This is a genomic window from Picosynechococcus sp. PCC 7117, from assembly GCF_001693275.1.
Classification (GTDB): domain Bacteria; phylum Cyanobacteriota; class Cyanobacteriia; order Cyanobacteriales; family MRBY01; genus MRBY01.
The window spans coordinates 1,794,304-1,818,066 of record NZ_CP016477.1 but is presented as its reverse complement, the minus strand read 5'-3'; the positions used below and the strand labels follow the sequence as shown (position 1 = coordinate 1,818,066).

Genomic DNA, 23,763 nt, shown 5'->3' with positions numbered 1-23,763 from the left:
TGTCAGGTCTTCAGTTTTTTATACGGTAACAGGAATATGGCAGCCGAATTATTACGAGTCAGCCTCGGAAACTTTATCCAGATTTATCTTCTGCTTCTCATTGTCCGCATTCTTCTCAGTTGGTTTCAGACCGCAGATTGGGCAATGCAAGTGATGGGTTTTCTGAGCCCTGTGACCGACCCCTACCTTAACCTGTTCCGTTCGTTTATTCCGCCCCTGGGAGGCTTGGATCTATCCCCCATTGTGGCAATTTTCTTGCTCCAAGCCGTTGGTGGTGTCCTGGGCGGTGGCGCTTTATTCTAAAGGTCTTAAAATTTTTGGAGATCGCCCCCATTGTGATTTTTTCCAGTTGGGGGCATCTGCTCTGGCAGATTTTTTCAAGTTTTTTCCACAAAAACAGTTCTTTTTCCACAAAAATCCGAAAGTTTTCCACAAGAGACCCAGCTAAATCTTAAGGAAACATAAAGGATCTTTTTGGCGATCGCCAATATTATCAAGGGAAAATTGACTGAGGGGAGATAAATGTTGAAATATTTTTTGCGCGACAAAAAGCAGTGAATTTTTCGGAACGTTTTTTAAGAACATTAAAGCAAAACTGAGACTAATCACGCTCTCCCAATATCCTTAAGGGAAGTAAGTGTATGGAGAGGCTGCGTGAAAGAAGGATTTGAAGAAAAAGTTCAAGAACTGTATCAACTGGCAAAGGAAAAACCAGAGGATCAGGCATTTCAAGACGCCATTGAGGTAATTAAATCCCTGCGAATTTCTCGGGGTGCCCTCCAAAGTTGGACGGAGAAATACAGAGACCAAATAGAAATCCTGGAAACAGATATCGACGCCCTAGAAGGACAATTGGTCTTAAAGGGCGATGAAAAAATCCAGCTTGAGCGTCAACTCGATGCGGCTAACCAAGAGATTACGACTTTAATTCAGAATTTAGAAAGAACCACCATCAAAAAAGACCGACTCTACTCAGAACTGAGACAAATGGAACAAGAAGCCTATGCCGTGGCGGAGAGGGTGAGACAAACCAATTCAATCTTCGGCAAATTCCAGGCTGTATGGCAATTTTTACAACTGATCTTCTTTGAAGATGACCCAAAGGATCCAGGCACCATCGATTTGAATCCTGAAGCAGATCCAGAGAAACCACAAATGGGATCAGGGATTCCCAATACTCAAAGAAGTCTCTTGGATAAATGATTAAAGTAGGAAGATAGCCATGTCCAGATTTAGCCGCATCATTGATGAATTAGAAGAATTAGACAAGCAAAGCTTAAAAAATACGGCTCGCGTTTTTGCGATCACTGCTGGTTTGTATGAACGCCTACGCACAATCGTCGCAGCCCAAAAAGATTTGGGACAACCTTATGCTTTACCTGGAAACAAAAAGGTAGATCAAAAGTTGTTGCAAGCCCGCTATGGCACCTATGATAAGTGCTACCAAATCTATAAACAAGCCTATGGTATCACTTGTCAGAGAGGGTGGAAAAATTTGGTGCCCTTGGTTGAAAAACTGCCGCTGCCCCAGACGATGGAAGAAAGAGTAGAACAACTAGAAAATACGGTAAAAGTTCTCTCTGAAGCGATTCTGGAAATGACTACCCAATAGTCTTAGTAAAAAGATGAAAAAGTAGTGGCGATCGCCTAATATTTTTCTACTGTCGAAATCTTACCAAGAGGTGTACAAGCTATTATGAATACACAGTAAATCTCTTCATTTCAGAATAGCTATTCATCCATGAATTTCTTGATTTAAGGTAATATTGAAAAAATAGTTGAAACTTGTGCTAATTTAGAGACAAAAGTTTTGGTACTTCGAAAGTACAAGTTTACTTATTTTTAATTCAAAATTTAACCTCTTCTAAAAAATATATAAAACATGAAAATCCAAGAGTTGCTTGACACATGGGAAATTTCACAACCAATTTTAATTGGGAAATATAAGGCTATCAAAGATAAATCCTTTGGATTTTTCAATGAAATACGAACTTGTGACGATAGGCATATCAAATATCCTGGTCAATCAGAAATTGTCAATGATGTATATGTCAAGAACAGTAATTTAGAAAATGGAGCTTATTATCAGTTTTATTTCTGTTTGGCATCTGCAGAAGAGTGCAAAAAAAGAAGTAATAAATATTTAATTCAAGGTGATGCCAATAAAGATTTGATTAAAATCAAAAAAATAACTAATCAATATGAGCAGATAATTAATAGGCTATTTCAAGAGACAGGAAGTACAACGAGAGATGCAGTAAATTTATCAAGAGCATTAAAGAAGATCGCAGGAGATTTATATACAGAATCTGAAAGATTTATTTTTGAAATATTGCAAAATGCAGATGATTTTCCATCTCAATCAGGAAGGGTTAAAGTTCATTTTATATTATTGCAAGAATATTTTTTGATTTTGCATAATGGCAAACCTTTTAATGATAGAGAAGTTGAGGCAATTTCAAGTATTGGCGATAGTACAAAAGAAACAGATTCGTCCAAAACAGGTTATAAAGGCATAGGCTTTAAATCAGTTTTTGCAGACGCTGATTGTGTTTATATATTTTCCGGTGGATATCAGTTTCGATACGACAGAAGTCATTATGAGAATTCGGAAGAAACACCCTGGGAAATAAAACCAATATGGACAGAAAAAAATCACCTACCAATTGAAATCGAGCAATGTCCAGATTTCAGTGAATACTCTGTAGCTATTGCACTTCATGTTGGTGTAGATAAAATCAATGAGTATAAAAGAAAATTGAAACAACTGTTTACTGAACCAAGATTTATGTTATTTTTACGTCATGTTCAATTAATAAATGTGTCTGGGTTAAGTCAAGATTTAAAACTTAGTCTTCAACTGAAAAGAAATAATGATTTCAGTCAAATATTATATAATAGCAAACTCAAAAATAATTGGCTTTCAAAAGATTTTGATTTTGATGTCGACCAAACAGTTAAAGACAAAATTCAAAACGATCAAAAAGTTCCCAAAAAACTCAAAGAAGCGACTAAGACCAAATTAAGTTTTGCTGTAAAACTAGAGAGCAACAATTTAGTTTCTTTGACTTCTAATGAATCAGTTTTATTTACTTATTTACCAACAAATGTCAAAGATTATCAATTCCCAGTTTTAGTTAATGCTGATTTTTTGACTACTGCTAATCGTCAAGATTTGCATAGAGACAATGAGTGGAATGGCTTTATTTTTCAACAAATAGGCTATCTCTTTTTTGATTTTATAGCATGGATATGCACTGAGTATCCCGAATATCGAAATCACATTGTAAAGCTTATTCCTGAAAAAATATCTATCAATGAAACTACGGCTGCTTGCTTTAATAAAGGCTTCGAAAAAGGATTACACGATATTGCTTTTATTCCTTCTGATGAAATTGGCAATTTATTAAAGGTTAGTGAAGCCATTCTTGATGAAACAGGAATTATAAAAACAATTGATTCAGCAAGAATTAAATCAGCTTTAGGGATAGACAAATATTTTGTTAGTCATGATTTACTATGTTCTCAAAAGCTCAAATCTTTAGGTGTAGAAACTTTTGATTTCAGTAGCTTGTGTGATTTCTTAAAGTCTGGATTGAATTTTAATGAATATATTACACTTCTTGAGGTTATCAACAAGAAAAGATACACCAAACAAATCAAAAGAAATTCTATTGCAATTATATGGCTTGAAAATCGAAGCTATATTTCACCAGAAAAATCTTCTATTTATTTTCGACCCTCTTCCGATGACAGACAATTACTGACTTTTGATAACTTCAATTTTATTCATCCTGATCTTCAAACAATTTGCAACACAAACAAAGCTGTTGATGATTGTCTAAGGGAGTTAGGAGTCACAGAATTTGAGCCAATTTCATTAATTAAAAATAGATTGAAAAAAAATCAATATAAACCCTTTAATGATAAAATCAAAAATTATATTAATTATATTCGTTTTATTTTTAAATATCGCGATCAATTGACAGTGCAAGAATACCAATTCTTAAAAAACATTCAATTGCTCTATAAAACCAATGACAAATATTTTTCCAGTGAAGCTTCCAGTTGCTATCTGTCAGATTACTATCGACCAGATTATTTGTTGGAGTCTATAACTGACGACTTATCCCAAAATAGCTTTAAGTTTATCATATCTGATTATTGTAAAAGTCATAGTGATATTGATGAATGGCGAAAATTTTTCTTGAAAATCCATACTATTAAGCCGGATGGAATAGAAATCATCAAAAGAATTATTATTCCGATGATTAAAAATCATAAAATCAATGAAAATAATACCATTAAGATCACACAGTTTATTTATAAAGTACTTAAAGGAAAAGAAATTCCAAATGAATTAAAACGAGAGTTGAGCCACTTATTACTGAGGACAAATGATGGTTTACAAGAAGCCCATAATTGCAATTTTACTGATTTTTATACGAATTCTTCTCAGAATTTAAAATTGCTCAATGAAATCAAATTGAAAAATTTGATTAGTGTCGATTATTGTGATGAGGGACAATCACGAGAAAGCTGGAGGCAGTTTTTTATTAGTATCGGTGTTCAAGAAAAATATGGTATTGAATTACTCAAGCATAAAATTAGTTTACTGACAAAAGATTCTACTTTAGTTACAGCAGAAAATGCCGTTTTTATAACGACTGAGATATTATATTATTATAAAGAATTATCTGAAGATGACTTTAACAATTTAAAAAAACTACCAGTTTTATTGAAAAATAATCAATTGGCACCTGCAGATAGATGTTATTTATCTAATGATTATCAACCAATCCAAAATTTAGAAGATCTGTTTGCGACAATTGATTGCAATGAAATAGTTAGTAACAAATACATAAGTCATAATAATGATAAAGTTTTATGGAAAAATTTTTTTTTAAAGATAGGGGTAGCCGAAGAGCTTAAAATTATTCCGATTACAAAAAATTTGATTAGTGCTGAAGATGAATTGTTTAAAGCATATCGTCAATTTATTGGTGTTGGTGATCTCAGCAATTCTCAAATTTCAGATTTCGATTCATTTGCTATCAAAAAAATCTTAAATTGTAATAGAAATTATCAATTTTCTATTAAGTTATGGACGTACTTAGCTGAACATTGGGGAAGATTAAGGTTAGAAGACAACTCAAAAATACGGATAAATCAAGATACACCGAGAACGGTCATTTCTCTTTTTAAATTCATTGTCACGCAATATCTTCGATCAATACCTTGTTTAGATCAACAATGTTATGAGCCAGGAAAAGTCTATTCTGCATCTCTAGCAAATGAGTTAAATGGCTTAGATTTGTTAATTTCCGCTATTAATCTACCAGCGAAAGTTGAAGATTTTTTGGGTATTAAAAGAACATTAGATATTAATGCATATTTGAAGCTTTTATCTAGTGGTGAAAATCACCATACATTAAAAATTTATAAATCAATATCTGAAATCATTAATAAAGGTGTAAATATTCAAGATAAAAATCTTCTACTTGAATATAGAAAGACAGGAAAAATACTAGCTTGTGACGATCAGTTGCATCCTATTTCTGAAATGTATTATTTGGATTCAAATCTAAGCTTGCCGTTTAAAAGAAATTCAAAGCTTGTTAAATATTCCGAAAATTGCCAGTCTTTTTATGATTCTGTGGGTGTCAAAAAAATCACAAAACAAGATATCAGGCCCGTATCCAAAAACAATAAAACTTGTAATGTTTTACACAATTTAATCAAACAAAGAGTTGATTTAATTAGTATGTATCTAGTTAATACCACTGATATAGAAGTCATTAGAAATCAAAGTAAGAAAATATTAAAATGCTTAGATGATTTGACAATTTATAATTCTGAAAAATTATATTGTTGCATTGAGAAAATCAATTACAATGAACCTATTTATAACTACTATAATGAAAATCACAACATTGATTATGTGGAAAAATGGAATAACAGAAAAAATGCAAGAATCGGTGAATATTTAATTCGAGAATTAGAATTAAGTAATAGGAAAATTAGCAGTGAAAGATTACTGGATTTTCTCGATGATCCCATTGAAGAATCTATCCAATATTTTAGAGAAAGTGGTTTTAAAGACTTAAAAGCAATTTTTGATAATCTAATATTTGATGATACTCAGGCAATTAACGACATTGGTCAACAGCAACCTGATCGTACATTGGCTAGAACTAGTGTGATCAGCAATCCAGATGGAACAGGCAAGGATCCAGAATGTTGGGGAAACTTTGGAGAAAATCAAGCAAAATCATTTTATGAAGACTTGGGTTATGATGTAGCAAAACAACCAGATGTGATGGGTTACGATTTTTTATGCAAAAAAAGTAATGATCAATTGTACGTTGAGGTAAAAACTATTAATCCAAAATATAGTGGGTAGTACTAAAGGGGTAATGAGGAATTGTAGTGATGGATGAAATTCCACAATAGTCCAATGTGATTAAATACACACTTGGAGAAGGCTAGACTGCGTCTCACAAACCGTGACATCCTTTGCCTCACAGTACAATTAAAGCGCTCAATATAACTGGTTTTACCACTCTGTTTGCTAACCACCCGATGACGCTTTGAAGGGAATACGCCACGGTAGGCTTCCCACTCATCCGTGTAGAAGACTCCACATTGCCGATATACCCCAGGCAATGACGCCCACAGTGCTTTTGCACTCTCTCGACCACGGCAACCAACGTGCAGACCAATAATTTCCCGGGTTTGAACGTCAAGGGCCAGCCAGACCCACTGTTTATTGCCTTTGTGGTCAACAAAAGACCAGAGTTCGTCACACTGCACCTTTAAAGACCCCTTTTTTTGGGGACAACCTTGGCCCTTCTTGGTACTTGTGCTGCTTTCATATTGACGTAATTTTGCAGCCATTGTTCAGAAACTTGAACAGCTCTGGCGATGCCGGCCATCGAAATACGTTCGAAAAGCAGACGGTCAATCAGAGCGCGGGTTTCAGCATCAATGAGTTTATTGGTGGGATGTTCCACGAATTGACGACCGCATTGCTTGCAGAGAAAGCGCTGTTTACCGTTGTGGATGTGCCCATTTTTGACTGTATGTTGGGATTGACAGCTGGGACATTGAGGCATGGGTCGGAGTCAATGACTTCCGTTCTACCTTAACAAAACCGTCATTACCCTTTTAGTACCACCATATAGTGATGTTATTCGTATTACTGTGAATGAATGGGAAACCATGTGCAAATCAGAAAACCAAGATCACTATGAAATATTTATAATCCTACATATTGGTGATTTAGTGAAAGAAAAAATCAGAATCAAATCAGCTTGGCACACGTTGCAAAAGGTTTTTTACAATCTCAATTCACAACCTTTAACTTCTTGTGAATATAATAGTGAACAAATAGAATCTCTAATTGGATTTCAGCGCAACTCTAAAAACTTAGCTAATGACATGATTTTGAATTGGAAAAGATTGAAAGATCAAGCTTTAATTTTAATTGAAAATATTGAATTATACTAACTTTAATTAATTGAAAATAGTAAACTTATCTATTTTCTTGATCATAAAATTCTGAAAAATATTCTCTTCGATTGCACGACAATAAATATCTTTTGTTGGCTCGCTCTTTTTCTTTCTAGAACAGAAAGGTGAGCCATTTTTGACTCACCTCAATTATAAAATTTTAGATTCGTCTATTTCGCGCCCACAGGCATACCGAGAAGATCCTCAATCTTCGGCATATCTTCGAGGGCAATTACGCGACCCTCATCCTCAAAGCCATCAATCTCATTGAAGTTGAGGTAACGATACAGATCACCCTTGAATGGATCAATCTTCTCAGAGACGATCGCCTGATATTCTTCCACAGTGGGAATCTTACCGAGGAGCGCACAAACCGCTGCCAACTCCGCAGAACCAAGGTAAACTTGTGCCCCCTTGCCCATCCGGTTATTGAAGTTACGGGTCGAAGTAGAGAAAACTGTTGCATTATCCTCCACGCGAGCTTGGTTCCCCATACAGAGGGAACAACCAGGCATTTCTGTCCGTGCCCCTGCCGCCGCAAAGACACCGTAAACCCCTTCATCCCGGAGTTGCTTTTCATCCATGCGCGTGGGCGGACAAATCCAAAGACGACCTTTGACAACACCCGCCCCTTCAAGAATTTTCGCCGCCGCGCGGTAGTGACCAATATTCGTCATGCAGGAACCGATGAACACCTCATCAACTTTGTCCCCGGCACATTCAGACATCAGTTTGACGTTGTCAGGGTCATTGGGAGCCGCAACGATGGGTTCCTTAATCTCATTCAGGTTCACCTCAATCACATCCGCATATTCCGCATCAGGATCCGCTGACATGAGAGAAGGATTCGCCAGCCATTCCTCCATCTTCGCAATGCGGCGCAGCAGAGTCCGCGCATCAGAATAACCACGGGCGATCATGTTCTTCATGAGAACCACGTTAGAACGCAGATATTCAGCAACGGTTTCTTCGCTGAGTTTGATGGTGGAACCAGAACAGGAACGCTCAGCAGTGGCATCGGTCAATTCAAAGGCTTGCTCCACCTTGAGATCCGGCAGACCTTCCATTTCCATGATCCGACCGTTAAAGACGTTAACCTTGTTCTCCTTGCCGACGGTCAATTTACCCTGTTGCATCGCCACCCAAGGAATCGCGTTGACGATATCGCGCAGGGTTACACCGGGTTGCAGTTCGCCTGTAAATTTCACGAGGACAGATTCCGGCATATCAAGGGGCATTACACCGAGGGCCGCTGCAAAGGCCACCAAACCAGAACCCGCCGGGAAAGAAATCCCCAAGGGGAAACGGGTATGGGAGTCACCACCAGTTCCCACGGTATCGGGCAATAACATCCGGTTTAACCAAGAGTGGATAATGCCATCACCGGGCTTGAGGGCAACACCACCACGGGTCGCGAAGAAGTCGGGCAGTTGTTTGTGGGTAACGACATCAACTGGCTTCGGATAGGCGGCAGTGTGACAGAAAGTTTGTAGGGTCAAGTCCGCATTGAAACCGAGACAAGCCAGCTCTTTTAGCTCATCGCGAGTCATCGGGCCAGTGGTGTCTTGGGAACCCACGGTGGTCATGGTCGGCTCACAGGATGTCCCAGGACGAACCCCTTCTAAACCGCACGCTTTACCCACCATTTTTTGTGCCAAGGTAAACCCTTTGTGGGTATCTTCTGGCAGGGAGGGACGCACAAACACCGTCGTCGGTTCGAGTCCGAGGGCTTCACGGGTTTTGTCGGTGAGTGCCCGACCAATCAGCAAGGGAATTCGACCACCAGCCCGCACTTCGTCGAGGATCGTTTCAGGCTTCAGTTCAAAAGTCGAGATTGTTTCACCCGCTTCGTTGGTAATTTTGCCTGCGTAGGGATGAATGGTGATCACATCGCCAGTTTTGAGTCTGCTGACATCACACTCAATGGGCAGTGCACCGGAGTCTTCAGCGGTATTGAAGAAAATTGGGGCAATCTTACCACCGAGAATATAACCCCCTGCTTTTTTGTTGGGGACAAAGGGAATGTCGTGGCCGAGGTGCCATAGTACAGAGTTGATCGCTGATTTCCGAGAGGAACCGGTACCGACCACATCACCGACATAGGCAACGGGATGACCTTTTTGCTTTAGTTCAGCGATGGTTTCTAACCCCTCTGGCATTTTTGATTCCAACATTGCGAGGGCATGGAGGGGAATGTCGGGGCGAGTGGTGGCGTGGGGCGCGGGGGAAAGGTCATCGGTGTTGGTTTCACCGGGAACCTTAAAGACAGTAACGGCGATCGCCTCAGGAACTTTGGGCTTACCGATAAACCAAGCGGCTTCTGCCCAGGCATCAATCACTTGTTTGGCGTAGGAGTTGGTATCGGCGAGTTCGAGGACATCGTTAAAGGCATCGAAAACCAACAGGGTTTTACTCAGGGCAGTGGCGGCGGCACTGGCAATATTGCTGTCGGGGGATTTGAGGAGTTCGACGAGGGATTGGACGTTATAGCCACCGACCATTGTGCCGAGGAGTTCGACCGCGCCTTGGGGACTGATCAGGGGACAGGTAATTTCTTTTTTGGCAATGCCTGTGAGGAATCCGGCTTTCACATAGGCGGCTTCATCAACACCAGGAGGCACGCGATCGCGCAATAAACTCAGCAGTTCTGCTTGTTCTGCTTCGGGGGGATTTTTGAGGCGATCGCAGAGTTCAGAGGTTTGTTCTGCGGTTAGCGGTAAAGGGGGAATTCCCAATTGGGCGCGTTCGGCGGCGTGTTTGCGGTAGGCTTCTAGCATAGGGAGATCTATCGGTTATCTAACGTTTTAGATACTCTATTGTAATGCCCACTGTAATGGCGCTATGGGTGAACAATCTCAGTCTTAGATTGTCCATAGAAGTAAAGTAAAGCTGGGCTGTTTAAAGAATTTTTTGGAGCAAACGGTAAATCAGGGTAAACAAGGCGATCGCCGCCACCAAGCCCGCGCCGACTAAAACAGCAATCATTGCCAGGGTGGTAAATTCCATAGTTTGCACCAGGAAAAAAGCCGCCCCCAGGGTAATGGCACCGAGGATCACCATTTCCTTCAGTTCGAGGATGCGTCGGGCGATCGCCAAAATAATTAACCCCATGGCCGCCCCCCAAACGCCCATGCCCACATTGCCCGCCAGGAAAGTCCCCACAAGGGGCATTAATAATACTCCCTGAAAGCCCGTAAACCCTACCCCAATCAGGAGTGGCACCACAGAACCAGTGGCGGCCTGGTTCCCAGTCGAGGCTTTCGCAGGAGGTGGCGTTTTTTTAGGTGGCGCAAGGGGTGGCTGTTTTTGTTGTTTAGGGGATTTTGCCGGGGCTGGGGGCTGTACCCTTGTGGCGGCGGTGGCAGGTTGAGCGGAGCCTTGTTGCTGGTTAGGCAAGTCTAAAAGTTTGAGGGCGACCTGGGCAGATTTTGGGCGATCGCCTGGGGTGGGTTCCAACATCAAATCCAAAAGCGCCCCAAAGCGCGGTTCAATTTTTTGGATAAATTTGCGCCACTGCCATTTATTCTGATACCCATCAAACAATGTTTCCGGCGTTTCCCCCGTGAGCAACACAATACAGGTCACTGCCAACGCATAGAGATCCGTCGCTGGATAAACCTGTGCTCCTCGCATCTGTTCCGGTGGTGCATAGCCCGGTGAATAAATCCCCGTCGAACGTTGGGACACACTGGCCGCCCCTGCCCCTGCCGTGACTTCCTTCACTGCCCCGAAGTCCAGCAGATAAAGTTCTCCGTCCACATGGCGCATAATATTCGACGGTTTAATATCCCGGTGGATCGTGCCCTGGTCGTGGACAAAGGCCAAAACCTTCAACATCGACACAAAAATTTCTTTAACTTCCGTCTCTGGTAACTTGCCCCGTGCCGCTAATTCCTGTTCTAGATCTTTCCCCTCGATGTACTCTTGCACGAGATAAAAATATTGGGCCGTTCCCTGACCCTGGGGTTGGGGCACGATCAACGGGAAAAAGGCAAACAAATCCGGAATTTGGGGGTGGCGATTGCCGATTCGTTCTAAAACATGGGCCTCCCGCTCAAACAATTCCTGGGCCATGGCCAACTGCTGATCATCTAAATTCCCCATGGGCTGAAACTGTTTCACCACGCACAGGCGCATGGTCGGCGTATAGCGATCGCGCGCCAAAAAAGCCGTCCCAAAGCCCCCCTGACCGAGAAGTTTTTGGGGAAGGTAGCGGCCACCCAAAATTAAATGCATCCCGCAACTGGTGCAATATTTCTGCTGGGCTGTTTTTAGGTGGGTTGGATCATCGAGATCACTAAAATGATTTTGGGGATGGTGACATCCGGGACGAGTGCAGAGGATCTCCATGCCAAGGTTTAAAAATGAGGTGAAAAAAGAGCGTCAATTTGCCCCCCATCCTAACAGAGAACCCTTTAGTAGAGTTCGTATTTCAGCAGGCGACATTCTAAGCCACCGTTATAGACCACAAAGCGTCGCGACGCCCGCAGTCCGACTCGTTTCGCCAGTTCTGCATTGCCCGTGAGAATATAGCCCGTCCAGCCCTTAAACCGCTGTTTGAAAATATCGCCAATGCGTTTATAAAGCAGCCCCAAATCTTCATCGGCACCGAGACGATGGCCATAGGGCGGATTGCAGATAATCACGCCACGGTCGGCAGGGGCTTCTACTTGTTCCAGTTCCCGACAGGCCAGTTGAATGTGGTCGGCAACGCCACAATTTTCCGCATTCGTCCAAGCTTGTTGAATCACTTCTTGATCGCGGTCTTGGCCAATGATTGGCTGTTGCAGTTGGTCTTTGGTGGCATATTCGGCCTCGTTGAGGAGGGTTTGCCAAAGCTCGGCATCAAAATCTTGCCAATGCTGAAAGCCAAAATCCCCCTGGAAAAGGCCGGGGGCAAAGTTCAAACTTTTTAGGGCGGCTTCAATGACAAAGGTGCCGGAGCCGCAGAGAGGATCCACGAGGGACAGATCCGGCGTCCATTCGGCGAGATCCAGGAGACCAGCGGCAAAATTTTCCTTAAGGGGCGCTTTCCCCATGGCGGGCCGATAACCCCGACGGTGCAAACTATGGCCGGAGCTATCGAGGCTGATAGTGCAACGGTTATCGCGAATGTGGGCATTGATCAGCACGTCAGGATCTTCGACATTGACACTGGAGCGATCGCCAAATTGATCCCGCTGTTGATCGATGATCGCGTTTTTCACTTGGAGGGCGGTGAAATGGGTGTGATTGAGATTTTTATTTTTACCGGTACAGGTGACGGCAATGGTTTGGTTGGGCGCGAGGTATTCAGACCAGTCAATGCTTTGCACGCCCCGATAGAGTTCCTTGGCTGTAAAAGCTTTGACTTTTTTAATCTGTACCAGCACCCGAAACGCTAACCGTGACCAGAGATTGACTTTGTATAACAATTGGCGATCGCCTTGAAAAGAGACCCCGCAATATTCTGTTTTCACCGCCTGGGCACCGAGGTTTGTCAGTTCCTGAGCCGCAAGCTCCTCAATGCCCTGGGCTACCGTTGCAAAATAGGTTTGCATTCTATATCTATCGCCTGAAATTGTTTGCCGGAAAGATTATCCCCCAGTGTAAGGGATGGGGCGATCGCCTTTTTCCTAATCCGAATTCGGTAGGATAGAACATACCATCACCCAGCACGAGGGACGATTTTATGACCGTTGCCACGAGCCGACCCGTCCTCACCGAAACCCAAAGCTTAATCCTCCCTGGCCGCTACAGTTGGGAAGAGTTCCAGGCGATCCAAACGGCGATCGGTCAAGCTGCCAGCCTGCGGATCACCTACCTAGACGGAGTAATCGAACTAATGACCCTAGGGGAATACCATGAATCCATCAAAACCATTATCGGCTTTCTCGTAGAACTATATTTGTTCAATCAAGGGATCGAATTTCATCCTGTCGGGAGTGCCACCCGTGTCTCGCGAGAAAAATCCGTTTCCTTTGAACCAGATGAATCCTATTATCTCGGTGAACAAAAAGAGCATCCCGATCTCGCCATTGAGGTGAATGTCACCAGCGGTAGTCCCCAGAAACTCGAAAAATATCAACGCCTCGGCATTCAGGAAGTTTGGCTGTGGCAAGCGGAAAAATTTTCAATTTACGTCCTCGAAGAAACTACCTACCAAGCTTTACCCAAAAGTAAATTGCTGCCAGATCTTGACTTTGAACTGTTAGCGCAATGTGTGCTAATGCCGTCGCGATTAGAAGCAATCCAGACCTTTACGGCCCAATATCCCCAAAAATAATTAATCCAGATGCCAAATGGGGTTTAAATCGAGTTCAAAGCCTAATAAAACTTGTTCTCCAGAAAGACAATTTGGTTGCTCTAAAATTTCTGGCGCTTGGTTTTCTCGATAAATTTCTACCCGCTCCGTGGTCGGATCAATCAGCCAGCCTAATTTTGCGCCATTGTCTTGATATTCCTGCATCTTTTCTTGGAGCGTTTGGAGGCGATCGCTAGGGGAACGAATTTCCACAACAAAATCTGGACAGAGGGGCGGAAACTTCGCTTTTTCGGTAGCGGTGAGGGCATCCCAACGGTGACGGCTTACCCAGGCCGCATCTGGAGAACGGTGGGCACCATTGGGCAACTTAAAGCAAGTGGAAGAATCAAACGCAACGCCTTGTTGATTTGTTGTACTCCATATTTCTAGGCGGGCAGATAGCTTAATATTGCGTCGTCCAGTTTCTCCGCCCGTCGGTGGCATGATAATTAATTCTCCTTGGGTACTGAGTTCAAAGCGGCAGTCCGGATTGTTTTGGCACAACTCAAAAAATTGTTCGCCACTGAGCCTGCATGTATCGGGAAGACTGAGGGTGAAATTCATTACGCTAGACCCCATCGCCAGAAAATTTTGTCTGCATCCAGCTTAGCTTGTCTGTTTCAGAAAAAGGCGATCGCCTATTCTGCTATTTCTTTCAGCTCAGCAAAGCGTAACTTTGCGGATCGTGCCCGGGGATTTTGGTTAATTTCCGTTTCACTGGCAACCATTGGCTTTTTTGTTAGAACCCGCCAAATGTCCCGCTGCCGAAAAGCATTTTTGACGAGACGATCTTCTAAACTATGGAAACTAATAATCCCTAATCGGCCTTGGGGTTTAAGCCATTGGGGGGCATTGACTAATAGATATTGCAGCGCATCGAGTTCACCATTGACGGCAATACGTAATGCTTGAAAGACCCTTGTTGCCGGATGAATTTTCGCTTTTCTCGCCTTGGGATGATAGGTATAAAACACAATTTCTTCTAGTTCTTTAGTTGTCTGAATCGGGCGTTTCATGACTATTTTTTTCGCAATTTGTCGTGACAATCGTTCATCACCATATTCATAGAATAAATTCGCCAACGCCTTTTCCTCATAGGTGTTGACAATATCCGCTGCCGTTAATGTCTGTTGCTGATCCATGCGCATATCCAAGGGGGCATCAAAACGAAAACTAAAGCCGCGATCGCCTTGATCAAATTGCACCGAACTCACCCCAAGATCGGCAATAATCCCATCAAATTTTTCTCCCTGGGGATTAAACTCGCCAAAATTTGACCGCACCGCCCGGAAGCGATCGCCAAAGGATTTTAATCGTTCTGACGCAGCGGCGATCGCCTGGCTATCTCGGTCTACCCCCGTCACCCGCACATCGGGATATTGCCGCAAAATCAATTCTGTATGGCCACCTCCCCCTAGGGTTACATCGAGGTAATGCCCCCCTGGTTTTACTCCCAAGCCCGCTACCAACTCCTCTCTCAATACCGAAATATGCTTAAACTCTGCCGCCATGAATCCATCCAATAAAAAACAAAATCCCCCTATCACTGAGGGGGAACCCAAGGGCGATCGCCACTAAACCAGGACATTACATCCCCATAATTTCGTAGCCAGAATCCACATAGAGCACTTGACCCGTGACCCCACTCGAAAGATCACTACAGAGGAACGCCGCCGCATTACCCACTTCCTTTTGGGTCACAGTCCGACGCAGAGGAGCCGTTGCTTCCACATGGTGAATCATATCGAGAATGCCACCCACCGCCGAGGACGCCAAAGTCCGGATCGGGCCAGCCGAAATGGCATTCACACGAATATTACTGGGGCCAAGATCCGCCGCCAAGTAACGCACACTCATTTCGAGGGCTGACTTTGCCACACCCATCACATTGTAATTGGGGATGACTTTCACCCCACCCAGGTAAGTTAGGGTCACAATGGCGCCCCCTTCGGTCATCACGGTTTTCGCCCCCCGGGCCAGACGCGTTAAAGAATAGGCACTAATGTCAAGGGCCGTATTGAACCCATCCCGTGAAGTATCACTAAAATCACCCGTCAAATCTTCGCGGTTCGCAAAGGCAAGGCAATGGATCAAAATATCTAACTTGCCCCACTCTTTTTTGACAGACTCAAACACTTGATCCACCTGGGCATCATCCTGCACATTACAGGGGAGAAAAAGGGAAGGGTTGAGGGGCGCCACAAGCTCACCTACTTTTTTCTCAAACCGTCCCTTATCATCGGGGAGATAGGTAACCCCAATATTCGCCCCGGCGGCATGTAATTGTTGGGCGATCCCCCAGGCAATGGACTTATTATTTGCAATCCCAGTGACTAGGGCATTTTTTCCGGTTAAATCAAGCATATGGGTTCTCAAAAAGTATAAAAAATTAAAGCCAAGAAGCCAGCGTATATTATCTTCGCGCTCTGGTGACTTCGATGCAAACGGCTACTTTAGGGCAAATCAGGGAAAATTCTGCAAAATGCCTGGGAACTAACCCAGAAATCCATAATTATTTTGAAGCAAAAAGTACAAAATACTATACCAGAGTAAGATTTAGTTTAAGGGGAATGCTCATGGTCTCTGCACACTGAGCGCTGATATTTCACCCATCACGGTGGGGAACTGTTGCCCAACAGAATCTATGATGTACAACCCTGATTTCAACCAACCTCCTTTCTCTTCTGCCAATCCAGTGCCTGAACTACCTGCGACTCAAATTACAGACCTTGCGACAGCGTTTCGTCAGTTTCACAGTGGCCCCTTCCCACCTGTTGTGGAGAACTATGACCGGGGCAAGACGATCTTTTTTCCGGGGGACCCAGCGGAACGGGTTTATTTTCTTCTGAAAGGAGCTGTCCGGCTGTCTCGGGTCTATGAAGCGGGGGAAGAAATTACGGTGGCCCTGCTCCGGGAGAATAGTGTCTTTGGGGTTTTATCGCTACTCACGGGACAAAAGTCGGATCGCTTTTACCATGCGGTGGCTTTTACCCCTGTGGAACTGTTATCGGCTCCCATTGAGCAGGTGCAAAAGGCGCTTAATGAGCACCCAGAATTAGCGATGTTAATGCTAAAAGGGCTGTCGTCACGGATTTTACAAACGGAGATGATGATTGAAACCTTGGCCCACCGGGATATGGGCTCACGTCTGGTGAGTTTCTTGTTAATTCTCTGTCGAGATTTTGGGGTGCCGACCGATGAGGGGATTCGCATTGATCTCAAACTGTCCCACCAGGCGATCGCCGAAGCAATTGGTTCGACACGGGTGACAGTAACGCGCCTCCTGGGAGAACTCCGGGAACAGGACATGATTTCGATTTATAAGAAAAAAATTACCGTCCATGACCCCGTAAACCTGAGTCAACAGTTCGCTTAACGCTAAAGTAGAGAAGTCATACTTGTGTGTTTGGATGTCACCTTTTTGTTAAATGACCAGTGCTTTTGTACTAATCTTTTCAGTTTTAATCTTGGGGGGCATCCTGGCGGCACTGGGCGATCGCCTTGGTAGTAAGGTCGGCAAAGCGCGGCTTACATTATTTAATCTGCGGCCAAAACAGACGGCGGTGGTCGTCACGGTAATGACGGGAACAGTGATCGCCGCCAGCACCTTGGGGTTATTGTTTGGCTTGAGCAAGTCCTTGCGCCAGGGGGTTTTTCAGTTGGATGAAATCCTCGCCCAGCGGCGGCAAGAGTTGATGGATGTGACGGCAGAAAAGGAAAAGATTGAAAAAGAGTTACAGGCCGCGAGGGACGATCGCCTAGAAGCAGAACAAGATTTACAAGAAATTGAAGCAAAATTTGAAACGGCCCAAACTCAACTAGCGGGTTTTCGGGAACAGGCCAGCGAACTTCAGGCTGATATTAATGCGCTCACCACAGAGCAAACGACCTTGCGGCAACAGCGCGATCGCCTCCAGGCCCAAAGTGAAACCCTCCGCGCCCAGCTCAATCAACAAAACACCATTATTGAGGAACGCTCCCAGCAGATCGAAGCCCTAGAAGCCCAACAAAGTGAGCTCCAAGCCGAGATCAACCAGCGCGATGGTCGCATTGCCCAACTCGACCAGGCGATCGCCCAAAAGGATCAAGTGCTCACGGGCCTAGAAAATCAGATTGGCTCCCTAGAACAGCAAATTGATATCCTCGAAGCCAACTACATCAATTTCCGGAGTGGGAATGTCGCCCTTACGACAGGGCAAGTTTTAGCCTTTGGGGTGGTGCGGATTATTGATCCCAAAGCAGCTAACCAAGCCGTTGATCAGCTGCTCCGGGAAGCGAATCGCAACGCGATCATTGCCACCGGAGGCGTTAATCCTGACTTTGAGGCGCGGGTGGTGCAAATTACCAATGCCCAAGTGCAACAACTCCTAGGGCAAATCGCCGATGGTCGGGACTACGTGGTGCGCCTCCTGGCAGCGGGGAACTACCTCCAGGGGGAAGGTTCCGTCCAAGTGTTTGCGGATGTGACTTTAAATGAGCAGGTTTTTCGCGCCGGGGAAGTGATTGCCACTTTGTCTCTGGAGGAGCTGAGTGTGCAAAATCCTAGTGCCGCCCGGCGTCCAGTGGATTTTCTGTTGGGGGCAGCGCAATTTAGAGCGCGGCGAGCCGGGGTTCTGGGGGATATCCAGGTTAAAGATGGCAATGTCGGTCACATTATCAATTTTGTCGAAGCCCTCAATAATGCACCAGAACCCGTGACAGAAATTCGGGCGATCGCCATCGAAAATGGTTTTACGGCAGGCCCCCTCCGCTTAGAATTAGTGGGCCTCAGTAACGGTAGAATCGTCATCAGACAATAGGATAAGAAGAGTACATGAGCGTTTATCTTGGGTTTGACCCAGGCCGTGACAAATGTGGCCTTGCGGCGCTGGATGACCAAGGGCAATTGTTGAACCATGGCGTCATTGCGGCGGATCAAGCGCCCAACATCGCGAAAGAATGGTGCCAAAGGTATGGTGTTTCCCTGGTGGTCATGGGCAATCAAACGACGGCTAAAGAATGGCATAAAAAGCTCACCGCTGTTTTGCCCCCAGACATGGCGATCGCCTTTGTAAATGAACGCAATAGCACCCTCGAAGCCCGCGATCGCTATTGGCAGATGTATCCGCCCAATTTGTTCCAGAGATTGCTTCCCCAGGGAATGCGTTTACCTCCCCGACCCATTGACGATATCGTGGCGATTTTATTGGTCGAACGCTATCTCAACCCAGCCTAAACAGCAAAAAAGATGGGCCAGAATCCGACCCATCTCGACGATTGGGGTGTGAGCTTAACCTAGAGTTTCGCGAAGTTGCTGTTTGGCAGTGTGGAGAGCTTCGGGTAATTTACTGGCATCCCGTCCCCCGGCTTGGGCCAGGTTCGGACGACCACCGCCACCGCCACCGCAGAGTTTAGCAATGCCGCCGATAAATTTACCCGCTTGTACTTTTTTGCCTTTGTAAATCCCTTCGCTAAAGGCGGCCACCAGGGAAACCTTGCCGTCTTCTGGGGTTGACCCCAAGACCACTGCTGCCTCACCCAGTTTTTGCTGGAGCCGTTCAGCCGCAGTTTGGAGGGCCTTGGCATCGAGATCGCCCATATTTTCCACGAGGATCTTAAATTTGCCGACGGTTTCCGCTTGGTTCACGAGGGCTTCGGATTTGGCGATCGCCAGCTCACCTTTGACCTTTTCTAGTTCCTTTTGGGTGTTGCGCAGTTCCGCCTGGATATTTTCTACCCGTTCGGTGATTTCTTCCGGTTTGGCTTTAAATTTATCGCCGAGGTCTTTGACCACCTGGTCGCGCACCTTGAGGTATTCCAGTACCGCTGGGCCAGCCACAGCTTCAATGCGGCGGATCCCAGAAGAAATGCCCGTTTCGGAAATGATTTTAAACAGGCCAATTTCAGCGGTATTTTTCACGTGGGTGCCACCACAAAGCTCCATGGACACCCCAGGAAAATCCACAACCCGCACTTCTTCGCCGTACTTTTCGCCGAACATGGCCACGGCACCCTTCGCTTTGGCCTCAGCAATGGGCATCACTGCCACTTGGCCTTCGTGGGCTTCGGCAATCCAGGTATTGATTTGGGCCTCAATTTGGGTTAATTCACCAGCAGTTAACGCCCTGGGGCAATTAAAGTCAAACCGCAGGCGATCAAAGTCCACCAACGAACCAGCCTGGGAAATGGAGTCATCCACAATGTTTTTTAGGGCTGCTTGCAATAAATGGGTTGCGGTGTGATTCGCCTGGGCGCGACGACGGCAGGCCCGATCAATGGTGGCATTGACTGTGTCGCCGACCGTTAAACTGCCCCGTTCCACCTTGCCATGGTGGACAAAGAAACCCGACTCTTTCTGGACATCGTTAATGCGGACGACGAGTTGATCGCCGGAAAAATAACCGCGATCGCCAATTTGTCCCCCAGATTCCGCGTAGAAAGGTGTTTGGTTACAAATCAGTTGCACCACTGCCCCGGCTTCGGCGGTTTCTACCCGGTGGCCATCCACGAGAACGGCTTCAATTTTGACCTGGGATTGCAGATCTGTGTAGCCTAAAAATGCTGTGGGATGGATGTGTTCAGCCAATTCATCAAGGCTGCCTTGGACGGTGAGGTCAATGGTTTCGTGGGCGGCCTTAGAGCGTTCCTGCTGCTTTTTCATCTCCGCTTTGTAGCCTTCAGCATCAACCGTTAAACCGTTCTCTTCGGCAATTTCTTGGGTGAGTTCAAAGGGGAACCCAAAGGTATCGAATAGCGTAAACGCATCTACACCAGAAATTTCTTTGTCTTCTTTTTCAATAATTTCAGCTAGAAGTTTTTCGCCCCGCTCTAATGTTTTAAGGAAGTTGTTTTCTTCCCGCTCTAATTCCTGTTTAATGAAACTTTCCCGTTCGCGGGTGTTGGGGTAGGCGGCCTCTGAGAGTTGAATCGCTGTTTCTGCCACCTGGTTAATAAAATTCCCGTCAATGCCGATCAATCGACCGTGACGCACCACCCGTCGAATTAAACGCCGCAGCACATAACCCCGATCTGTATTGGAGGCGGTAATCCCATCGGCAATCATGTGGACGACAGAACGCACATGGTCGCCAATCACTTTTAAGGAAACCTTTGTTTTTTCGTCGGCTTTTTCGTAGTGAATCCCGGCGGCTTTGGCGGCCGTTTCAATAATCGGAAAAATCAGATCTGTTTCGTAGTTGTTGGGCACCTGTTGGAGGATTTGGGCCATGCGCTCCAAGCCCATCCCCGTATCGATATTTTTGTTTTGTAGGGGCGTTAAATGACCCTCGGCGTCGCGGTTATATTGCATAAAGACGAGGTTGTAATACTCGATAAACCGGGTATCGTCCTCTAGGTCAATGTTGTCATCGCCAAGTTCCGGCTTGAAATCGTAATAAAGCTCAGAGCAAGGCCCACAAGGCCCCGTTGGCCCGGATTTCCAAAAGTTATCTTCTTCTCCCATGCGGATGATGCGTTTGGGATTCACACCGACCTTGTCACGCCAGAGTGCAAAGGCTTCGTCATCTTCGCGGAACACACTGACGACAATATTTTTCGGGTCAAGCTGAAAAACTTCCGTAGAGAGTTCCCAGGCCCAGGCGATCGCCTGCTCTTTGAAATAATCCCCGAAGCTAAAATTCCCCAGCATTTCAAAGAAAGTATGGTGGCGGGCGGTGCGGCCCACATTTTCGATGTCATTAGTGCGGATACATTTCTGGGAGGTAGTAGCGCGGGGGCTGGGGGCGTCCTGCTGACCGAGGAAAATCGGCTTAAACGGCAACATTCCCGCAATGGTGAGGAGTACCGTTGGGTCTTCCGGCACCAAGGATGCACTGGGGAGGATGGGGTGTTGCCGCTCATTGAAGAAGTTGAGGAATTTAGACCGGATTTCACTTCCGCTCAGGACAGGAGGCACGCTAGACATGGGTTTACAGGAAAATTTTTGCTTTACAAACTTTACTGCATCTATTGTGACATTCCGTAGACCTTATGGAGAGACATGGGCGGCGATCTGCTTTTCAGAAAAGCTGAGCTGTATAGATATCCGAAATTTACTATGATTTCTTCTCTTCACTAGATCTTGCAGGGTGCGTCAATGAAATACAACGCGCTTTTTTAAATATGAAAAATCAATGCGTTATGCTTTGCTAATTTTCCTCAGAAAAATTAATTAATTCAGGAGTTAGTTTCTTGACAACTTTTTTATTCCCATAGTCAAAACAAAAATACCAATCATCTACTGGTATTTCATTATGTTTATCAAAAATAATTTGCACAATAAAAGTCAATTCGAGAAACGCATTTTTAGAAATTTTCAAGTTAGAAATATTCTGCTCATATTTATTTTCTGGCGTACTCCCCCAATCATCCTGAAACTCAATGAAACTTTCTGTATTCAATTCCATTGATCCCTTGATTGCTTTTTTTAAAAATATTTCATCTGTTGGTGATTGAAAATCAATACGCCATGAGCCATTACCAGCAGGATGGTATAGAAGAGTTTTCGAATTTAATGATTTTTTTCTTGGAGCTTTACTATTGAATAGTGACACTTTTTTTAGGTAAAGATCCTCTTGCTTTGAAGTGAAAAGCACACTATTTTGAATAACAATAGAGCTTTTTTTAGGGAGGATAAATAATCTTTCTTGGTCAATATCAACGGTTAACTTTGTTTGTTTGATTTTTTCACAAAAAGAAATAATATTGTTTAGATTCTTTGTTGTATTACCCAAGAATCCGATTATCGGGAAGATAATGAAGAAGAAAACCAAATAAGGATATTGCTTCTCAAATAAATTATTCATCCATTGGTTCATGTCAGAAAGCTCGTTGACAAAATATACTGCATATAGCATGGCTAGCCAATCTTGTAGGGTGTGTTAATAAAATGTAACGCGCCTTTTTGATGTTGGCGATTAATGCGTTACGCTTCGCTAACATATCCTACAGAGCTACGCGACATAAATAGCCTGCTGGAGAATAGAGTCTTTAATTTGAGGTTTTAGGTCTTCTGTAATCACGAGATCAACTTTGCGCTTGAACAAATTTTCCAGAAAAAACTTTAAATCCATGTAGAGGTCAAAGGTCAACTCTGCTTCAAACTCCACCAGAAAATCTAAATCACTTTCTGTATCTGCTTCATCACGCGCAAAAGAACCAAACAAAGCTAAATGTTTAACTCCCATTTGCTGAATGCTATCTAAACGCTGCACCAAGGTATTCAGCACAAAATCGCGTTTCAATAAATTCGTTTCTGTCATTGTGTCATTCACTGTGAGAGTTAATACATTTTATCCTTGATTAAATTCACTGGCGTATCTTGGGAGATGAGGGGAGGCGATCGCCCCAGGAACTTTTATTTTCCCAAAAGGCGATCGCCCCTATGCAAGCAGGTTGTCAACAGATACCGCCACGTCGGGAAAACGAAGAGGGGAAATTAAGCCTGTCTTTAGCGTTTGCTTTGTCGTATAGGAACCATTTTGGAGATCTTGAAAGACGATTAACTGGTGATGCTGCAAGTCAATTACCCAATATTCTTGAATCCCAGCTTCCGCGTAAATGCTTTTCTTTTCGGTTAAATCTTTTGTGAGCGTGGCTTGGGCACATTCAATAAGCCAAAAAATATTTTCAGGGTAGGGGTGATGGTTCAGGTATTCTCGTCCTAAGGGCTGCACGATCGCCACATCGGGTTCCGGTTCAGAATTATTCGGTAACGTAATGGGATGGGCTTCACTGACCAAGGCGCGATCGCCCAATAATCCTTGTAAATAGTGACTAATACTACGGGTGTAATAAGCATGGGGTTCTCGCTCTGGCGCCATGACAACTAAATTACCTCGGAGTAACTCCACCGCTTCATCAACAAAGAGACCTGCCTCAATTGCTTGATGGTAGTTTGCTATTGTCCACTTGTAGGTTGCCAGAGTCATCGGTGTTTAATCTCTGCGTTCTGTTTTGATTGTAGCTGGTACTTTAATCTCCACTTATAA

General features: G+C 44.3%; 20 protein-coding genes. 9 read left to right on the top strand and 11 right to left on the bottom strand.

Annotated features, from left to right (window positions below):
- Positions 1 to 36: 36 nt before the first annotated feature.
- The 4 genes from AWQ22_RS08745 to AWQ22_RS08730 all read left to right on the top strand — a co-directional run bounded on the left by AWQ22_RS08745 (position 37) and on the right by AWQ22_RS08730 (position 6,403).
- Positions 37 to 303, top strand: coding sequence for a YggT family protein (locus AWQ22_RS08745; protein ID WP_012307299.1), 267 nt, complete (start codon positions 37 to 39; stop codon positions 301 to 303).
- 351 nt (positions 304 to 654) lie between these two features.
- Entirely contained in the window at positions 655 to 1,203 is a 549-nt protein-coding gene (locus AWQ22_RS08740; protein WP_065710833.1) for a hypothetical protein, read from the top strand.
- 19 nt (positions 1,204 to 1,222) lie between these two features.
- A complete protein-coding gene (locus AWQ22_RS08735; protein ID WP_065710832.1) occupies positions 1,223 to 1,612 on the top strand; it encodes a hypothetical protein in 390 nt (129 codons plus the stop codon).
- Positions 1,613 to 1,882: 270 nt separating this feature from the next.
- The gene (locus tag AWQ22_RS08730; RefSeq protein ID WP_065710831.1) at positions 1,883 to 6,403 is read left to right on the top strand and encodes a sacsin N-terminal ATP-binding-like domain-containing protein; all 4,521 of its coding nucleotides are present in this window, start codon (positions 1,883 to 1,885) and stop codon (positions 6,401 to 6,403) included.
- A 2-nt stretch (positions 6,404 to 6,405) separates the two neighbouring features.
- On the opposite strand, the gene AWQ22_RS16560 is transcribed toward AWQ22_RS08730, so the two are convergent.
- Positions 6,406 to 7,115 (bottom strand): IS1 family transposase gene (locus tag AWQ22_RS16560; RefSeq protein ID WP_397428282.1). Its coding sequence is split into 2 segments (ribosomal slippage): positions 6,406 to 6,830 and positions 6,830 to 7,115, totalling 711 coding nucleotides; the frame shifts between segments, so codons are not numbered across the junction.
- 88 nt (positions 7,116 to 7,203) lie between these two features.
- Here AWQ22_RS16560 and AWQ22_RS08715 point away from each other — a divergent pair.
- Positions 7,204 to 7,509 carry a hypothetical protein gene (locus AWQ22_RS08715; protein ID WP_157094603.1) on the top strand — a complete coding sequence of 102 codons (306 nt, stop codon included), beginning with the start codon at positions 7,204 to 7,206 and terminating at the stop codon, positions 7,507 to 7,509.
- 173 nt (positions 7,510 to 7,682) lie between these two features.
- On the opposite strand, the gene acnB is transcribed toward AWQ22_RS08715, so the two are convergent.
- From acnB to AWQ22_RS08700, 3 genes are all read right to left on the bottom strand, one after another.
- Positions 7,683 to 10,289, bottom strand: a complete 2,607-nt coding sequence (acnB, locus tag AWQ22_RS08710; RefSeq protein ID WP_065710828.1) for a bifunctional aconitate hydratase 2/2-methylisocitrate dehydratase — start codon at positions 10,287 to 10,289, stop codon at positions 7,683 to 7,685.
- A 121-nt stretch (positions 10,290 to 10,410) separates the two neighbouring features.
- On the bottom strand, positions 10,411 to 11,862 hold the full coding sequence (locus AWQ22_RS08705) for a serine/threonine-protein kinase (protein ID WP_065710827.1): 1,452 nt from the start codon (positions 11,860 to 11,862) through the stop codon (positions 10,411 to 10,413).
- Between the two features lie 65 nt (positions 11,863 to 11,927).
- Complete coding sequence (locus tag AWQ22_RS08700) at positions 11,928 to 13,052, bottom strand: class I SAM-dependent RNA methyltransferase (protein WP_065710826.1); 1,125 nt, start codon at positions 13,050 to 13,052, stop codon at positions 11,928 to 11,930.
- Between the two features lie 131 nt (positions 13,053 to 13,183).
- Here AWQ22_RS08700 and AWQ22_RS08695 point away from each other — a divergent pair, with 131 nt between their 5' ends.
- On the top strand, positions 13,184 to 13,777 hold the full coding sequence (locus AWQ22_RS08695; RefSeq protein WP_065710825.1) for a Uma2 family endonuclease: 594 nt from the start codon (positions 13,184 to 13,186) through the stop codon (positions 13,775 to 13,777).
- On the opposite strand, the gene AWQ22_RS08690 is transcribed toward AWQ22_RS08695, so the two are convergent.
- From AWQ22_RS08690 to fabI, 3 genes are all read right to left on the bottom strand, one after another.
- Positions 13,778 to 14,359 (bottom strand): Uma2 family endonuclease, encoded by a 582-nt coding sequence (locus tag AWQ22_RS08690; RefSeq protein ID WP_030006946.1) that lies wholly within the window; start codon positions 14,357 to 14,359, stop codon positions 13,778 to 13,780. It abuts the gene before it with no gap.
- A gap of 74 nt (positions 14,360 to 14,433) precedes the next feature.
- Positions 14,434 to 15,306 (bottom strand): 16S rRNA (cytosine(1402)-N(4))-methyltransferase RsmH, encoded by an 873-nt coding sequence (rsmH, locus tag AWQ22_RS08685; RefSeq protein WP_065710824.1) that lies wholly within the window; start codon positions 15,304 to 15,306, stop codon positions 14,434 to 14,436.
- Positions 15,307 to 15,382: 76 nt separating this feature from the next.
- A complete protein-coding gene (fabI, locus tag AWQ22_RS08680) occupies positions 15,383 to 16,159 on the bottom strand; it encodes an enoyl-ACP reductase FabI (protein ID WP_012307288.1) in 777 nt (258 codons plus the stop codon).
- 280 nt (positions 16,160 to 16,439) lie between these two features.
- On the opposite strand from fabI, the gene ntcA reads away from it, so the two are divergent.
- Genes ntcA through AWQ22_RS08665 form a run of 3 tightly spaced genes read left to right on the top strand, consistent with a single transcriptional unit; the run spans position 16,440 to position 19,010 of the window.
- Entirely contained in the window at positions 16,440 to 17,171 is a 732-nt protein-coding gene (ntcA, locus tag AWQ22_RS08675) for a global nitrogen regulator NtcA (protein ID WP_232308876.1), read from the top strand.
- A gap of 52 nt (positions 17,172 to 17,223) precedes the next feature.
- Complete coding sequence (locus AWQ22_RS08670) at positions 17,224 to 18,594, top strand: DUF3084 domain-containing protein (RefSeq protein ID WP_065710823.1); 1,371 nt, start codon at positions 17,224 to 17,226, stop codon at positions 18,592 to 18,594.
- Positions 18,595 to 18,608: 14 nt separating this feature from the next.
- The gene (locus AWQ22_RS08665) at positions 18,609 to 19,010 is read left to right on the top strand and encodes a pre-16S rRNA-processing nuclease YqgF (RefSeq protein ID WP_065710822.1); all 402 of its coding nucleotides are present in this window, start codon (positions 18,609 to 18,611) and stop codon (positions 19,008 to 19,010) included.
- A gap of 54 nt (positions 19,011 to 19,064) precedes the next feature.
- Here the strand turns inward: AWQ22_RS08665 and alaS are convergent, their stop codons facing one another.
- From alaS to AWQ22_RS08645, 4 genes are all read right to left on the bottom strand, one after another.
- Positions 19,065 to 21,698 carry an alanine--tRNA ligase gene (gene alaS / locus AWQ22_RS08660; protein WP_065710821.1) on the bottom strand — a complete coding sequence of 878 codons (2,634 nt, stop codon included), beginning with the start codon at positions 21,696 to 21,698 and terminating at the stop codon, positions 19,065 to 19,067.
- A 223-nt stretch (positions 21,699 to 21,921) separates the two neighbouring features.
- On the bottom strand, positions 21,922 to 22,590 hold the full coding sequence (locus tag AWQ22_RS08655) for a hypothetical protein (protein WP_157094602.1): 669 nt from the start codon (positions 22,588 to 22,590) through the stop codon (positions 21,922 to 21,924).
- A 135-nt stretch (positions 22,591 to 22,725) separates the two neighbouring features.
- On the bottom strand, positions 22,726 to 23,034 hold the full coding sequence (locus AWQ22_RS08650; RefSeq protein WP_065710819.1) for a nucleotidyltransferase family protein: 309 nt from the start codon (positions 23,032 to 23,034) through the stop codon (positions 22,726 to 22,728).
- A 120-nt stretch (positions 23,035 to 23,154) separates the two neighbouring features.
- On the bottom strand, positions 23,155 to 23,703 hold the full coding sequence (locus AWQ22_RS08645; RefSeq protein WP_065710818.1) for a Uma2 family endonuclease: 549 nt from the start codon (positions 23,701 to 23,703) through the stop codon (positions 23,155 to 23,157).
- Positions 23,704 to 23,763 lie beyond the last annotated feature (60 nt).

What these genes read in the sequence shown, in the direction of transcription:
- AWQ22_RS08655 (WP_157094602.1), bottom strand. Translation starts at nt 22,590, where the DNA reads ATGAACCAATGGATGAATAATTTATTTGAGAAGCAATATCCTTATTTG.
- AWQ22_RS08700 (WP_065710826.1), bottom strand. Translation starts at nt 13,052, where the DNA reads ATGCAAACCTATTTTGCAACGGTAGCCCAGGGCATTGAGGAGCTTGCG.
- AWQ22_RS08650 (WP_065710819.1), bottom strand. Translation starts at nt 23,034, where the DNA reads ATGACAGAAACGAATTTATTGAAACGCGATTTTGTGCTGAATACCTTG.
- fabI (WP_012307288.1), bottom strand. Translation starts at nt 16,159, where the DNA reads ATGCTTGATTTAACCGGAAAAAATGCCCTAGTCACTGGGATTGCAAAT.
- AWQ22_RS08730 (WP_065710831.1), top strand. Translation starts at nt 1,883, where the DNA reads ATGAAAATCCAAGAGTTGCTTGACACATGGGAAATTTCACAACCAATT.
- AWQ22_RS08705 (WP_065710827.1), bottom strand. Translation starts at nt 11,862, where the DNA reads ATGGAGATCCTCTGCACTCGTCCCGGATGTCACCATCCCCAAAATCAT.
- AWQ22_RS08670 (WP_065710823.1), top strand. Translation starts at nt 17,224, where the DNA reads ATGACCAGTGCTTTTGTACTAATCTTTTCAGTTTTAATCTTGGGGGGC.
- AWQ22_RS08745 (WP_012307299.1), top strand. Translation starts at nt 37, where the DNA reads ATGGCAGCCGAATTATTACGAGTCAGCCTCGGAAACTTTATCCAGATT.
- AWQ22_RS08690 (WP_030006946.1), bottom strand. Translation starts at nt 14,359, where the DNA reads ATGAATTTCACCCTCAGTCTTCCCGATACATGCAGGCTCAGTGGCGAA.
- rsmH (WP_065710824.1), bottom strand. Translation starts at nt 15,306, where the DNA reads ATGGCGGCAGAGTTTAAGCATATTTCGGTATTGAGAGAGGAGTTGGTA.
- acnB (WP_065710828.1), bottom strand. Translation starts at nt 10,289, where the DNA reads ATGCTAGAAGCCTACCGCAAACACGCCGCCGAACGCGCCCAATTGGGA.
- alaS (WP_065710821.1), bottom strand. Translation starts at nt 21,698, where the DNA reads ATGTCTAGCGTGCCTCCTGTCCTGAGCGGAAGTGAAATCCGGTCTAAA.
- ntcA (WP_232308876.1), top strand. Translation starts at nt 16,440, where the DNA reads ATGATGTACAACCCTGATTTCAACCAACCTCCTTTCTCTTCTGCCAAT.
- AWQ22_RS08695 (WP_065710825.1), top strand. Translation starts at nt 13,184, where the DNA reads ATGACCGTTGCCACGAGCCGACCCGTCCTCACCGAAACCCAAAGCTTA.
- AWQ22_RS08645 (WP_065710818.1), bottom strand. Translation starts at nt 23,703, where the DNA reads ATGACTCTGGCAACCTACAAGTGGACAATAGCAAACTACCATCAAGCA.
- AWQ22_RS08735 (WP_065710832.1), top strand. Translation starts at nt 1,223, where the DNA reads ATGTCCAGATTTAGCCGCATCATTGATGAATTAGAAGAATTAGACAAG.
- AWQ22_RS08665 (WP_065710822.1), top strand. Translation starts at nt 18,609, where the DNA reads ATGAGCGTTTATCTTGGGTTTGACCCAGGCCGTGACAAATGTGGCCTT.